At 40.7% G+C, this 14,290-nt stretch carries 18 protein-coding genes and 1 riboswitch; of the genes, 16 read left to right on the forward strand and 2 right to left on the reverse strand.

What is annotated here, in order from left to right; translation table 11 throughout:
• The first annotated feature begins 112 nt into the window (after window positions 1-112).
• A riboswitch (TPP riboswitch) is annotated at window positions 113-242 on the forward strand.
• 135 nt (window positions 243-377) lie between these two features.
• The 9 genes from tenA to OSJ91_RS12445 are packed head-to-tail and all read left to right on the forward strand — an operon-like array spanning window position 378 to window position 7,695.
• Window positions 378-1,061: a thiaminase II gene (tenA, locus tag OSJ91_RS12405; RefSeq protein ID WP_350302438.1), complete on the forward strand. Its 684-nt coding sequence runs from the start codon at window positions 378-380 to the stop codon at window positions 1,059-1,061.
• A 14-nt stretch (window positions 1,062-1,075) separates the two neighbouring features.
• Window positions 1,076-1,660: an ECF transporter S component gene (locus tag OSJ91_RS12410; protein ID WP_485891711.1), complete on the forward strand. Its 585-nt coding sequence runs from the start codon at window positions 1,076-1,078 to the stop codon at window positions 1,658-1,660.
• Between the two features lie 12 nt (window positions 1,661-1,672).
• Window positions 1,673-3,136, forward strand: coding sequence for an ABC transporter ATP-binding protein (locus OSJ91_RS12415; RefSeq protein WP_485891712.1), 1,464 nt, complete (start codon window positions 1,673-1,675; stop codon window positions 3,134-3,136).
• On the forward strand, window positions 3,137-3,913 hold the full coding sequence (locus OSJ91_RS12420) for an energy-coupling factor transporter transmembrane component T family protein (protein WP_485891713.1): 777 nt from the start codon (window positions 3,137-3,139) through the stop codon (window positions 3,911-3,913). It begins immediately after the preceding gene.
• Window positions 3,914-3,953: 40 nt separating this feature from the next.
• Window positions 3,954-4,565, forward strand: coding sequence for a thiazole tautomerase TenI (gene tenI, locus OSJ91_RS12425; protein ID WP_485891714.1), 612 nt, complete (start codon window positions 3,954-3,956; stop codon window positions 4,563-4,565).
• 1 nt (window position 4,566) lies between these two features.
• Window positions 4,567-5,691, forward strand: a complete 1,125-nt coding sequence (gene thiO / locus OSJ91_RS12430; RefSeq protein WP_485891715.1) for a glycine oxidase ThiO — start codon at window positions 4,567-4,569, stop codon at window positions 5,689-5,691.
• Between the two features lie 14 nt (window positions 5,692-5,705).
• Window positions 5,706-5,909: a sulfur carrier protein ThiS gene (gene thiS / locus OSJ91_RS12435; protein ID WP_063233541.1), complete on the forward strand. Its 204-nt coding sequence runs from the start codon at window positions 5,706-5,708 to the stop codon at window positions 5,907-5,909.
• Window positions 5,906-6,679: a thiazole synthase gene (locus tag OSJ91_RS12440; RefSeq protein ID WP_485891716.1), complete on the forward strand. Its 774-nt coding sequence runs from the start codon at window positions 5,906-5,908 to the stop codon at window positions 6,677-6,679. Before thiS ends, OSJ91_RS12440 begins: the two co-directional genes overlap by 4 nt.
• Window positions 6,676-7,695, forward strand: coding sequence for a thiazole biosynthesis adenylyltransferase ThiF (locus OSJ91_RS12445; protein ID WP_485891717.1), 1,020 nt, complete (start codon window positions 6,676-6,678; stop codon window positions 7,693-7,695). The genes OSJ91_RS12440 and OSJ91_RS12445 overlap by 4 nt, the downstream gene beginning before the upstream one ends.
• A gap of 185 nt (window positions 7,696-7,880) precedes the next feature.
• Here OSJ91_RS12445 and OSJ91_RS12450 read toward each other — a convergent pair whose 3' ends face one another.
• Window positions 7,881-8,024, reverse strand: a complete 144-nt coding sequence (locus tag OSJ91_RS12450) for a small acid-soluble spore protein P (RefSeq protein WP_083450736.1) — start codon at window positions 8,022-8,024, stop codon at window positions 7,881-7,883.
• A 116-nt stretch (window positions 8,025-8,140) separates the two neighbouring features.
• Between OSJ91_RS12450 and OSJ91_RS12455 the strand changes: the two genes are divergently transcribed.
• Window positions 8,141-8,404: a hypothetical protein gene (locus OSJ91_RS12455; RefSeq protein ID WP_230302650.1), complete on the forward strand. Its 264-nt coding sequence runs from the start codon at window positions 8,141-8,143 to the stop codon at window positions 8,402-8,404.
• 141 nt (window positions 8,405-8,545) lie between these two features.
• Here OSJ91_RS12455 and sspO read toward each other — a convergent pair whose 3' ends face one another.
• On the reverse strand, window positions 8,546-8,698 hold the full coding sequence (sspO, locus tag OSJ91_RS12460; RefSeq protein WP_034312428.1) for a small acid-soluble spore protein O: 153 nt from the start codon (window positions 8,696-8,698) through the stop codon (window positions 8,546-8,548).
• Between the two features lie 385 nt (window positions 8,699-9,083).
• On the opposite strand from sspO, the gene acnA reads away from it, so the two are divergent.
• The 6 genes from acnA (at window position 9,084) to OSJ91_RS12490 (ending at window position 14,290) form a co-directional block, all read left to right on the forward strand.
• Window positions 9,084-11,795, forward strand: coding sequence for an aconitate hydratase AcnA (gene acnA, locus OSJ91_RS12465; protein ID WP_137023029.1), 2,712 nt, complete (start codon window positions 9,084-9,086; stop codon window positions 11,793-11,795).
• A gap of 206 nt (window positions 11,796-12,001) precedes the next feature.
• A complete protein-coding gene (locus tag OSJ91_RS12470) occupies window positions 12,002-12,535 on the forward strand; it encodes a TlpA disulfide reductase family protein (protein ID WP_350302459.1) in 534 nt (177 codons plus the stop codon).
• A gap of 444 nt (window positions 12,536-12,979) precedes the next feature.
• Complete coding sequence (locus tag OSJ91_RS12475) at window positions 12,980-13,108, forward strand: FbpB family small basic protein (protein ID WP_072272906.1); 129 nt, start codon at window positions 12,980-12,982, stop codon at window positions 13,106-13,108.
• 141 nt (window positions 13,109-13,249) lie between these two features.
• On the forward strand, window positions 13,250-13,393 hold the full coding sequence (locus OSJ91_RS12480) for an acid-soluble spore protein N (RefSeq protein WP_057275900.1): 144 nt from the start codon (window positions 13,250-13,252) through the stop codon (window positions 13,391-13,393).
• Window positions 13,394-13,455: 62 nt separating this feature from the next.
• A complete protein-coding gene (tlp, locus tag OSJ91_RS12485; RefSeq protein WP_230176396.1) occupies window positions 13,456-13,701 on the forward strand; it encodes a small acid-soluble spore protein Tlp in 246 nt (81 codons plus the stop codon).
• 157 nt (window positions 13,702-13,858) lie between these two features.
• Complete coding sequence (locus tag OSJ91_RS12490; RefSeq protein ID WP_350302460.1) at window positions 13,859-14,290, forward strand: acyl-CoA thioesterase; 432 nt, start codon at window positions 13,859-13,861, stop codon at window positions 14,288-14,290.

Below are 14,290 nucleotides of genomic sequence, written 5' to 3' on the forward strand. Positions count from 1 at the left end.
CAAGATTGAAAGGTTAGTAACCCTAAATCATTAAGTTGAAAACTTTCCGTAATACGTTTGACAATTGGATTTATCGTGTTAATATAAAGGCAAATGAAATTTAATATACAATTTGTACCACTAGGGGTGCTTTATAGGTGAAAGTTGATTTTTACCGCAGAAGCTGAGATTAAAGTATGACTTTAAGACCCTTAGAACCTGATCTGGTTTATACCAGCGTAGGGAAGTGGGGTCTGGAACAATACGTTTCTGTATTATTTCAAGTACAACCACTTTCTTTACGTTTAAGAAAGTGGTTTTTTGTTTGCAAAAAAAGGGGTGATAAAAGGTTTTTTTCCGTAACATTTCTTGAAAAATATAATTTGGAGGTAATGGACATGAAGTTTTCAGAGGAAATTCGTCAGGAAGCTGATCATATTTGGGAAGCTAGTTTTAATCACCCGTTTGTTGCAGGAATAGGAGATGGCACATTGCCATTGGAGTGTTTCCGTTTTTATGTCATGCAAGATTCCTATTATTTATCTCATTTTGCTAGAGTTCAAGCTTTAGGGGCAGTCAAAGCTACGGATTTACATACAACAAGCAGGCTTGCGGGCCATGCACAAGGAACATATGAAGCGGAGTTGAAGCTTCATGAGAATTTTTCTGAGAGATTAGGCATCACAAAAGAAGAACGGGATAATTTCAAACCTGCCCCGACTGCTTATGCTTATACCTCCCATATGTATCGTGCGGCATATTCGGGACATTTAGGGGATGTTATTGCAGCTATCTTGCCATGTTACTGGCTGTATTATGAAATAGGTGAAAGACTGCAAGGGTGCATGCCGGAAGAGCCGATTTATCAAGAATGGATAGCGGCTTACGGAGGGGAGTGGTTCCGCACTTTGGTGGAAGAGCAAATTGCGAGGCTTGATGAGATTGCTGAAAAAGTGACAGACGAAGATAAGGAAAGAATGAAAGAGCATTTTATCCTCAGCAGCCAATATGAATACTCATTTTGGGAAATGGCTTATCGTTTAGAGACATGGCCTGTGCATAAGGAAACACTAGAAGTATAAAGGGGAATGAAACAATGAAAAAAGGATTGAAATTAACGGACATATTGGTCACGATCGTAATTGCGGTAGCATTTGGAATCGTTTATATCCTTTGGGGTTCGATCTATTATTCCGTTAAACCATTCGGGTTACATTTGGATCAACTTATTTATGGAATGTGGTTTATAGCTGGCCCCGTCGCCTTTTTAATTTTACGGAAACCGGGTGTGGCACTTTTGGCGGAGATAGCAGCAGCTTCCGGGGAATTCTTTCTTGGTTCACCATGGGGGCTGACCGTGCTGTTATATGGGGTGGTACAAGGTTTGTTCGCGGAACTGGTGTTCATGGCGTTCAAATATAAAAAATTCAATATGCCGGTGGCCGTTTTAGCTGCGATAGCTTCCTGCCTGGCATCAGTTATCATGGATTTTGCATACGGGGAAATAGGTGCGCTTTCTACTTGGAATCTATCGTTATTCATGATAGCGAGGTTTTTGGGTTCCATATTCTTTGCAGGTGTGACTGCTTATTATCTAGTTAAAGTCCTGGAAGCAACAGGTGTAACTAATCTTGTGCGTCCGGTTTCAAATAAAGATTATGCAGAACTGGATCAAAAGTAGAGGTTGAGGGCCATGGAACCAATCGTTTTTGTTGAAAAGTTAAGAATGAAATTTCCCGGTGATGAATCTTTAATATTCAAGGACCTATCACTATCGTTTGATCAAGGAGAAAAAGTGCTATTGTTGGGACCATCAGGATGTGGTAAGTCGACTCTTTTACAAGTGTTAAGCGGATTGATTCCAAATTCTATCGAAGTACCGATGAAAACGGAGAAATTGAAATGCCCTTCTTCATGGGGATATGTTTTTCAAGACCCTGATAGTCAGTTTTGCATGCCATTTGCCGATGAGGAAATTGCCTTCGTCCTTGAGAATCTTTCCGTCCCTAAAGAAGAAATGAAAGAGAAGATTCAAAATCATTTCCGTAAAGTAGGATTGAACCTGGGCCATACAAGTATTGGAACATTATCAGGCGGGATGAAACAGCGTCTGGCAATCGCTTCAGTATTGGCCCTTGAACCAGACGTGATATTTTTAGATGAACCAACCGCCATGCTTGATCCGGAAGGAACGAAAGAAATCTGGGAATTGTTGAAGGAAGTCGGACGAGACAAAACGGTTATTATCGTCGAGCATAAAATTGACCATGTTTTAGAATTCATTGAACGAATCGTGCTTTTTAACGATGACGGTCAAATCATAGCTGATGGTCCAAGAGACACCATTCTTTCACTATATAAAAATGAAATGAAAGAGCATGGAATTTGGTTCCCAGGTGTTTGGGATGAATATATACAGAAGTATGCACCGGTTCGGGAACACCCATTTACAGATGATTCACCTCTTATGGATGTGCAGGGCTTTAGCGGTTTTCGGAATAAAGAGGAAAAAATCAAGGTTGAAGAGCTGAAGGTACATTCAGGGGAATGGATTGTAATCAGGGGGGAAAATGGCGCGGGGAAGAGTACTCTTTTGCATGCACTGATGCAGTTCATAAAAACGAATGGTAAGTATGAATTATTGGGAACACCCATTAAAAAGGTGAAAAATCCAACGGATCATATGACGTTTGTCTTTCAAAATCCTGAGTTTCAGTTCGTTGCAAATACTGTATATGAAGAGATTGCTTATTCATTGAGAATTGATAAAAGGCCGCAACAAGAAATAGATGAGAGAGTCCGCTCATTGCTTAAAGTGTTCCGCCTGGAGGCACATCGGGATAAACATCCGTTTCAATTATCAATAGGTCAAAAGCGTCGCTTAAGCGTAGCCGCCTCAATCGTTATAGACAAAAAAATCATTCTCCTGGATGAGCCAACCTTTGGCCAAGATTCGAAAAATACCTTTGCATTACTGGAATGGTTTGAAGAATATCGAAGACGCGGAATAACAGTGATCATGGTAACTCATGACGATCATATTTCAAAAAACTTTGCAACCAGGATCTGGACGGTTAAGGACGGAAACGTAATTAGTGATGAAAACATTGCGCAATCAGGATTTGTGGATACCAAAGTTAAAAGGAGTGTCATGTAGATGGATGTTTCAAATGCAGAAACATGGCTCCATAGAATTAATCCAAGCCTTAAACTTGGTGTGCTGATTGTGTTATGCATCGTGGCGTTATTCATTCATGACCTTAATTATATGATGAATATCACCATTGGCGTATTACTTTTATTTTTGTTTTTTACCGGGCATTCGATAAAGCACATCTTACTTTTGTCGATTCCCTTTTGTTTCATTTTTATATCCACCTCTTCTGCAATGATATTATTCGGGCAAGGTGAGACGCTTTGGTTTGAGTGGGGCCTTATATCGATTACGGAAGAAAGTTTCATGAGGGGATTACTGGTAGGCTTTCGAGCTTTGTTCTTTGCGATCCTTGGTTTAACTTTTTCCTTAACGACGAGACCAGTGAACTTGTTTTATTCGTTAATGCAGCAAGTTAAGCTTAAACCGAAATATGCCTATAGTTTCATGGCGGCATTAAGGCTGATTCCCATCATGATGGAGGAGTTCCAAACGATCCGAAACGCGATGAAGGTACGCGGCTTCGAAAGGGGAAAAGGGATAAAAGCGTTATATTTTAAAATGAAAGCCTATTCCATCCCGTTGTTATCCGGAAGCATCAGACGTGCTCACCGAATCGCGGTTGCTATGGAAGCAAAGCGATTTACAGACACACGGGATCGAACATTCTATTATGAATTTGGGTTTTCAAAAAAGGACCATGGTTTCATTCTGTACTTTATCATCCTGTTGTTGGCCGGCTATTATCTGTCGATTCAATTCCCGTTAGTTTCTATTTGATTTTATGAGATTGTAACTTTACTTGTTAGGAGTCCTTAGTATGAGTGCACATGAATTGCATATTATTTCTACTGGGAAACAGCCAATTGAAAAGTTTGTGGAAATCGCTTCAAACATTCAGGAACATGTTGATTTCTTTTATCTAAGGGAAAAGCATATGAGTGCATCGGAACTTTATCGAGCAGTGACCCTGCTACATGATAATAAGATTCCGCTTTCTAAGATAATCATTAATGACCGGGTGGATGTAGCTTGGGTACACAAAGTATTTGGTGTGCAATTGGCTTTTCATAGTTTAGATGCAGAAGTCGTAAAAGGAGCTTTTCCAGGGATGAATGTTGGCTGTTCGATCCATTCCATAGATGAAGCGAATGCCGCATTCAGCAAAGGGGCCGATTACGCGATTTATGGACATGTTTTTGAAACGGCTTCAAAAATCGGCCTTCCTCCTAGGGGAGTTGAGGAGCTTCATGCAATCTCAAGAAATGTCAATCTTCCGATAATTGCGATAGGCGGAATAACACCTTTCAATTGCCAAGTCGTGCTGGATGCGGGGGCACGTGGAATTGCGGTAATGTCAGGTGTCCTTGAAGCTGAAAATCCGATTGAAGCCGTTAAAGAATATTCGAAGTCTTTGGGAAAGGAGACATAAGATGAATTCCATATATGATGCAATCATTGTTGGGGGAGGAGTAATAGGTGGATCCATTGCTTTTCAATTAGCCAAACGAGGTAAAAAGGTCCTTTTATTGGAAAAAGATAGACTTGCCAGTAAAGCATCCAGTGCTGCAGCCGGGATGTTAGGGGCACAAGCCGAGTTAGAAGCTGATAACCCGCTTTTTACATTGGCAAGCCGAAGCAGGGGGATGTTTCCTGCACTGTCGGAAGAATTAAAGGACATAAGTGGAATAGACATCGAATTAGTGAACAAGGGCATGTTTAAGGTGGCGCTAACGAATGATCAGGTAGCCGAGTTGAAGAACATGATCAGAGCCCAGCAAGATGCGGGACTTGAGGCTGAGTGGCTATCGACTGCCGAAATAAGGAAAACGGAACCGCTTCTATCGGATGAGATTAAGGGAGCCATGTTCATTCCGAAGGATGGACAAGTTTCTGCCACTAGGCTGTCGCTAGCTTTTACTGAATCTGCCGCTGCCCTTGGTGTAGATATAAAGGAATTTGTTCATGTCTCCGACTTAGTTACTGAAAACGGATGTGTAACGGGAGTGGTGACGAACATAGGTGCATTTTCAAGTGAAAATGTCATCGTGGCAGGTGGGGCTTGGAGTGCTTTCCTCCTTGAAAAATTTGGGATGAAACTCGACAGTTATCCTGTAAAGGGAGAGTGCTTTTCAGTCCTGACCGATCGTCCATTGCTTGAAAAAACGATCTTCTCGCATGGCTGCTATCTTGTGCCCAAAGTTGGCGGAAGAATCATTGTCGGGGCAACGGTTAAGGCGGGCACTTTCGATCAAAAGGTAAGTCTTGACGGGATTTCTACTTTAATAGAAAGAGCAACGCAATTACTTCCGGCGATTAAAGGAACCGAATTGGAAAAGACATGGGCAGGTATACGCCCACAAACTGGGGACGGCTTGCCGTACTTTGGTGAACATCCGGCATGCAAAGGACTTTTCATTGCAACGGGGCACTACAGGAATGGCATCCTGCTTTCCCCGATTACAGGTGTACTTATAGCGGATATTTTAGAAAGGAAGATAAATCCCGAATGGTCCGCTTTTCGATTGGACCGTTTGATACAGACCCTTTTTTCTTAATGGAGGTGGATGAATTGGAATTGATCATTAACGGCGAAAAAATACGGATTCCTGCCGATGAATCAACAGTTACAGGGCTTTTGCAACACTTTAATTTACATCAAAAAGTAGTGATTGTTGAATTGAATGATGAAATATTAGCAAAAGAAAGTTTAAGTGAAACACTTTTGTCAAATGGAGACAAGGTAGAGATTGTACATTTTGTAGGAGGCGGATGATTATGTTAAAGATTGGTTCTTATGAATTTTCTTCAAGATTGTTATTAGGTACTGGAAAATATCCAAACTTCGATGTTCAAAAGCAATCAGTGGAGGTTTCGGAGACGGAAATATTAACATTTGCGGTCCGGAGAATGAACATTTTTGAAGCCAGTCAGCCAAATTTTTTGGAAAAGCTTGATTTGAAAAAATACACACTCCTTCCCAATACAGCAGGAGCTAAAACAGCCAAGGAAGCAGTGCGCATAGCCCATCTTGCAAAGGCATCTGGCTTATGTGACATGATTAAGGTAGAAGTCATTGGCTGCCAAAAAACACTGCTGCCTGATCCGATTGAAACTTTGAAAGCTGCTGAAGAATTAGTGAAACTCGGATTCACCGTATTACCCTATACTTCGGATGATGTGTTGCTCGCTAAACGCCTAGAGGAAGTGGGATGCCATGCAATCATGCCTGGAGCTTCACCAATTGGCTCTGGACAGGGCATTATAAACCCACTGAACTTACGATTCATCATGGAACAATCAGAGGTTCCAGTAATTGTTGATGCAGGGATTGGAACGCCCTCCGATGCGGCAATCGCCATGGAATTAGGGGCGGATGGCGTATTGCTTAACACTGCTGTTTCGGGAGCAAAAGACCCAGTCAAAATGGCGAAAGCAATGAAACTTGCCATTGAGGCAGGTCGATTAGGGTATGAAGCAGGAAGAATCGAAAAAAATGATTATGCGATAGCAAGCAGCCCAGTTGAAGGATTGAGCATTGGATGAATGAACGTTATTCACGTCAGGAACTTTTTAGCCCTATTGGAGCAGAAGGGCAATTGAAAATTCGCAAAAAACACGTTTTAATGATTGGAGCGGGTGCTCTTGGTACGGGAACTGCGGAAGGTCTTGTACGAGCCGGAATTGGGAAACTCACCATTGTGGACAGAGATTATGTAGAGTGGAGCAACCTTCAAAGACAACAGCTTTATTGTGAAGATGATGCACAAAAAAGAATACCGAAAGCAGTGGCAGCGAAGAATCGTTTGAATGCGCTAAATTCGGACGTTATCGTAAATTCATATGTGGCGGATGTTTCGGTTGATGAATTGGCGAAGCTGGTTGAAGGCGTGGATTTAATAATGGATGCGACTGATAATTTCGACACCAGGATGCTTATTAACGATACTGCGCAAAAATATAAAATACCGTGGATTTACGGGGCCTGTGTAGGAAGTTATGGGATAAGTTACACAGTGATTCCAGAGGCGACCCCATGTTTGAATTGTTTGCTGGAAACGGTTCCAATGGGAGGACTGACATGTGATACGGCGGGAATCATCAGCCCTGCTGTTCAAACGGTCGTTGCTCATCAAATGGCGGAAGCTTTAAAAATCCTTGTCGAAGATCATGAATCTCTGAGAAACAAAATTGTTTCATTTGATCTTTGGAAAAATGAACATTCATCCATAAATGTAGCGCAATTAAAAAAAGACACTTGTTTGTCATGTGGGTCAAACCGAACGTATCCCCACCTCTCTTATTCAAATCGAACAAAGACTGCCGTTTTATGCGGAAGGGATTCTGTCCAGATTCGGCCGGCAATGAAGCTTGAACGAGACTTAGCGGAACTCGAAAATAATCTTCTCGCACAAGGTGGTAAGATCGTCAGGAATCCTTATTTACTTTCTTTTACTATCGGAACCCATCGGTTGGTCGTTTTTAAAGACGGACGGGCATTGATTCATGGAACAAAAGATATTGCAGAGGCAAAAACGTTATATCATCGTTATTTTGGCTGAAATGGACTCACACGGACTTGAAATTCACGTTTAAACCGTGAAAGAGTGCCAAAAAAAGAAGCCCATATAATAGGAAGGTATCGAACATTTTCCATGAGACTAATTTGCTGCACAAATATAAAACGAAAGCGGTGTCTGCCTTATTTGGCGGCACCGCTTTGTTATGGAACGATTATTTAAGCAGCTTACATATCATGACTGCTATTATGCTTCTGACGGGAGTGCTGTCTGTTTTTCACCTTATGAGAACCGCTTAACGGTGCAGGTTGACCTGGATTATTTCCTTTAGGAGCATTTTTTCGAATATCTTTACCATCGTTTTTGTTCATGTTCGATCCCTCCTATCTCTTAAGATAATCAGTCCGTGAAATTTTATTCACATACATATATTTGCAAACCTCGTACATGCTATGGATGGACACTATATTTAAGGAGCTGAACCCAAATGCAGGATAAACAAGATAAGCGAAGGACTTTCCAGGAAGCCCAGCAAAGTTATCAGCAAGTATTCGATGTATACTCATCCATTGAGAAAAACGCACCGAATTACGGAACGGAATTGAAACATGTGAAGCAGGAAGTGAACGAGGCCTATCAGCAAATACAATCTGCTTTAGTCACCGCTTCCGAACATCAGAAAGAACAATTGAAAAAATTCGAACAGGATATTCAGGCAATCGTCAATGAGGTGAATTCTGGGGACTATTGAGTGACGGGTTCTATCGTCATGAGTTTTGCGCGTATTACTTTTGCGTTTCCTGATTTTAGAATGGAATAGGCTTTTTGAAAAATGCAGTACAACTGCCATTTCAAAAAGCCTATCCTGTTTAAAGCCTAGAAATGAGGGAAATCATTGGTTTTTCTTTCTTTTTTTATTGTTTTGCCTTTGCATTTCCGATAATGGCGGTTCATTTCCCAATTCATCATTGTATCCAGCTCCATTACCTTGCGCTTTTGCAGCATTCATACCCGGTATAACATGATTTGCCTTTTGTTTTGTCATTTCGACACCTCCACCCATAGAATGCGATAATGTCGAATGATTATGTATGAAGTACTAATATGTTTTGCTGGAATAATTTATCAGGCCATAATTAGGGGTATTTTCATTAAAACTCATATCAGCAAGGCTTCATAAATGCACATTAATATGTGGGGGATTTTTTTCTATAAGGGAAACTTATCAAAAACAATAACTTTCTTGTTATTTACTTATACTCATTTCTATATTAGTATTAAGTTGAAGGAAAAGTTAGGGTGGGAGAAGAGAGAGAAAATTCGACAAACTAACTTTTTTACTTATATTTATAGTAAACATGGTTTCAGTGAACCAGGTTTTACTTTTATGTGCAGAATACGTTCTGACAGTTTAATAGGGGGTAATATTCATGACGAAAAATGACGTATACCAAGCGCGTAAGTCCTTTGAAATTGAAGGGAAACGCTACAACTACTACAGCCTAGACGCTATTGAAAAAGCAGGGGATGGCAAAGTATCACGCCTTCCATATTCCATTAAAGTATTACTTGAAGCGGTACTTCGCCAAGTAGACGGAAGAGTAATCACTAAAGAACACGTTGCGAACCTTGCTAAATGGGGAACAAGCGAGCAACAAGATATAGATGTTCCGTTCAAGCCATCACGTGTAATCCTACAAGATTTCACTGGTGTTCCAGTTGTTGTTGATTTAGCTTCTTTACGTAATGCTTTCGCCGCTCTTGGTGGAGATCCTGACAAAATCAACCCGGAAATCCCGGTTGACCTTGTAATTGACCACTCTGTACAAGTTGATAAAGCAGGTACGATGGATTCCCTTGATGCCAATATGGATCTTGAATTCGAACGTAATGCAGAGCGTTACCAGTTCCTAAGCTGGGCTCAAAAATCATTCAACAACTATCGTGCAGTTCCACCGGCAACTGGTATCGTTCACCAAGTTAACCTAGAGTACCTTGCGAACGTGGTTCACGCTGTTGAAACTCCAAACGGCGACTTCGAAGTATTCCCTGATTCTGTTTTCGGTACAGATTCACATACTACAATGATCAACGGTATTGGTGTTCTTGGTTGGGGTGTCGGCGGTATCGAAGCAGAAGCAGGCATGCTTGGACAGCCTTCTTACTTCCCAGTTCCAAAAGTGGTTGGTGTTAAACTGACTGGTCAACTTCCTAAAGGTACAACAGCTACTGACCTTGCATTGAAAGTAACACAAGTTCTTCGTGCACACGGCGTAGTTGGTAAATTCGTTGAGTTCTACGGCCCAGGAGTAGGATACCTTCCACTTGCTGACCGTGCAACAATCGCTAACATGGCTCCTGAATACGGTGCTACAGTTGGTTTCTTCCCTGTTGATGCAGAAGCGATCGATTACATGCGCTTAACAGGCCGTGATGAAAAACAAATTAAAGTGGTTGAATCATACTGCAAAGAAAATGGTTTGTTCTACTCTCCTGAAAACGAAGATCCAGCATACAATGATGTTGTGGAAATCGACCTTTCAGCAATTGAACCAAACCTTTCAGGCCCTAAACGCCCGCAAGATTTGATTCCACTTTCTCAAATGAAAAAATCTTTCCATGACGCCATCAACGCACCTATGGGCAACCAAGGTTTTGGCATGGACAATTCTGAATTGGATAAAGAAGTAACTGTTAAATTTGCCGATGGTAAAGAAACGGTAATGAAAACAGGTGCGATTGCAATTGCTGCAATCACAAGCTGTACGAACACTTCTAACCCGTACGTAATGCTTGGAGCAGGTCTTATTGCTAAAAAAGCAGTTGAAAAAGGCTTGACTGTTCCGGATTATGTAAAAACATCATTGGCACCAGGTTCTAAAGTTGTTACTGGTTACCTTCGTGATGCAGGTCTTCAACCATACCTTGATCAATTAGGATTCAACGTAGTTGGTTACGGCTGTACAACATGTATCGGTAACTCAGGTCCGTTGGCTGACGAAATCGAAGCAGCTGTTGCTGAAGCAGATCTTCTAGTAACTTCAGTACTTTCTGGTAACCGTAACTTTGAAGGTCGTATTCATCCACTAGTGAAAGCAAACTATCTTGCTTCTCCAACTTTGGTTGTTGCATATGCACTTGCTGGTACTGTGGACTTCGATCTTAACAATGATTCACTTGGTAAAGACAAAGATGGTAACGATGTATATCTTGCTGATATCTGGCCATCACAAGAAGAAGTTAACGCTGCTGTTAAAGCAACAGTTACACCGGAATTATTCCGTAAAGAATACGAAACAGTATTCAACGATAACAAACGTTGGAATGAAATCCAAACAAGCAACGAAGCGATTTATGCTTTCGATTCTAAATCAACATACATTCAAAATCCTCCATTCTTTGAAGGATTATCACCAGAACCGGGTTCAGTTAACCCACTTTCCGGCTTGCGTGTAGTTGGTAAATTCGGTGATTCAGTTACAACTGACCACATTTCTCCTGCAGGTGCAATCGGTAAAGATACACCAGCTGGTATCTATCTTCGTGAAAACGGTGTGAAACCGCGTGACTTTAACTCTTACGGTTCTCGTCGTGGTAACCATGAAGCGATGATGCGCGGAACGTTCGCAAACATCCGTATCCGTAACCAAGTTGCTCCAGGTACAGAAGGTGGATACACAACTTACTGGCCAACAGGCGATGTAATGGCTATCTATGATGCTTGTATGAAATACAAAGCTGATGGAACAGGTCTTGCAGTAATCGCTGGTAAAGACTATGGTATGGGAAGCTCTCGTGACTGGGCTGCGAAAGGTACTAACCTTCTTGGCATCAAAACAGTCATCGCTGAAAGCTTTGAACGTATTCACCGTTCTAACCTTGCATTAATGGGTGTTCTTCCACTTCAATTCAAAGAAGGCGAAAACGCTGAAACGCTTGGATTGACTGGTAAAGAAGCGATCGCAGTTAAAATCGACGAAACAGTTAAACCGCGTGATATCGTAACAGTTACAGCTACTGATGAAGCTGGAAACGTAAAAGAATTTGATGTACTTGTTCGTTTCGATTCCGAAATCGAAATAGACTACTACCGTCACGGTGGTATCCTTCAAATGGTATTACGTAATAAATTAAAAGGCTAATTTCAGCTTTTAGGAAGCGGTAAACCTACTTATCAGGTTTACCGCTTTTTTTGTGTCAAGTTTATGAAACAATGTGATATCATGTTATGATTTAAAGGAATTGCACTTTTCCGGAGATCCTTTTATTGTTAAGATGGAATAGGGAAGTTGTTCTATTTCTGGAAATGGACTAATATTTTTATTGTAATGGGACTAGGGGGACGAGTATGCTTAAAAAAATTATTGCTTCGGTGGCCTTACTATCACTTATTACTGTAGCGATCGTGCAGGCGATGGATAATGACTCAAAGGAAAATGACGAAAAAGATGCTTTAGGCGGATTGAAAATAGGAGCTAAAGCACCCAATTTCTCCCTGAAAACTTTGGATGGGAAACAAGTTGAATTATCGGATTATAAGGGCAAAAAGGTTATGCTGAATTTTTGGGCAACGTGGTGTCCGCCTTGCAAGAAGGAAATGCCGGATATGGAGAAATATACACAGCAAGCGGGTGATGATGTCGTCGTACTTGCCGTCAATATTGACCCCGAAAATGATGTACAAGCATTTGTAGAGGATAATGGAATTACATTTACCATACCGCTGGACAGTCAAAGTGCCAAAAATCCAGTGAATGAGCGCTACAAGATTCTTAGCATACCGACAACTTACTTCATCGACAAAGAAGGCATCATCAGGAATAAGGTAATTTCAGCCATGCAATTAAAAGATATGGAACGAAATATAAATAGTATGCAGTAGGGGAACTTTATGAAGTTCCACCAGTATTGAAGGAATTAGCGAAATTCGGTGCCCAAACCCGGCTTGGGGCGAGGAGGCTCCCGGACCGCCCGCGGAAAGCGAGTGCCTGGAGAGGAAATCAATGTCCATTGTACAAACCAAAAAAACTGAAGACAAACTCGATTTTCATCGAGGTTAGTCTTCAGTCTGACGGAGCCTTTATGAGGTTCCGTTTTTTGTATGTTAACAAAGTTGTCAAACTTTAATGGAAAAATCAAAAAAATCAAAAAATTATGGTTAATGTTCATGGAAAAAGGGTTAAAGTATAGAGAGCGGATAATGGAATTTTAAACAGGTTAAAAATCTGATAATTATGATAATTAAAGGGATATAAACCATATAGTCATAATTTTACGTTAATTTGGCAATACTGAAAATTATATTAAAAATAAGTAGGTGAAAAGCATGAAAAAAAGAAAAAGGACATTTGAAGAATTAATTAAAGAAAACAAAAGGGAATTATTGATGGACGTTAAGCAAATGGAAAGACTTGAGGAACGTCTTGAAAAAAAACATATGCAAAAGGCCGAATAGGTTTTGCTTAAAAAGAGCCAGTACCATGAAGGTCCCTTCAAGGTGCTGGCTCTTTTTTCATGGCTTTTTCAAAAACTGGCATTCATGAATTTCCTCTTTTTTATCCATGATAAGAGAAGGATAAGAGAAGGAGGCGATAAAATGGGTAATCCAAAAAAAGATTCCAAACACTTTAGACCGAGCCATCTAGGGACACAACCAATAGCTGCAGGTGGGAATAACGGTAAGAAAATGCAGGACAAATCCGGGAAACATCCTCAGGTCATTCAAACTAAAGGCGAGTAATCAAGGCTTAATAAAGTAATCGTAATAATATTATGTAAATAAAAAAACATGAGGTGAAATTAATGGGCACAAATAAGCACAATCCGGATAATCGTTTGGATAATGTTGAAAAAATTCAAGATGCTATAGAAAATACGGAAGAAAACATAATCGCTGCAAATGAAACGTTATCATTCTCTTCAGGGGAGGAAAAACAGGCAATTCAGGCTAAAAATGAACGAAGAAGAAAGAGCATTGATGGAATGAAGGAAGAAATGCAAGATGAGCAGGAAGCACGGGAAAGCGGTTATAGTAACGATAATATGTAAGCAACTAGGTAAGGGGAGAAAGAGGCGGGAAATCTTTCTCCTCTTTTATTTAGGTTCATTGAAGGGAAGCAGCCCAGATTAAGACAGCTTAAATGAAATTTGCACAATTGTTATGGTAAAATGTTTATTGCAATAGAAATGAAAGTGGGGAAACAAAATGTTCATAGCTGAAAACGAAATTGAAGTGCGATATGCAGAGACAGATCAAATGGGTGTTGTTTACCATGCGAATTATCTTATATGGATGGAACTGGGCAGGACAAAATTGATAAATGATTTAGGATTTTATTATGCTGATATGGAAGCGGATGGCATCCTCTCACCTGTTATGGATATTCATGCTTCGTATAAAACCCCTGTTAGATATGGTGATAAGGTAAAAGTTAAAACCTGGATTGAAAAATATGACGGCTTGCGGGTCGTTTATGGGTATGAGATCGTCAATGGGAAAAATGAAGTGGCGGCTACTGGTCATTCTTCCCACGTTTGCGTTAAAAAGGAGAGCTTCCGCCCGATATCCATTAAACGCATGTATCCTGAATGGCATGAGGCCTATGAGAAAAATAAAAAGCAGGATGAATTGGTTTAA

This window comes from Bacillus sp. T-10(2022) (assembly GCF_056502895.1).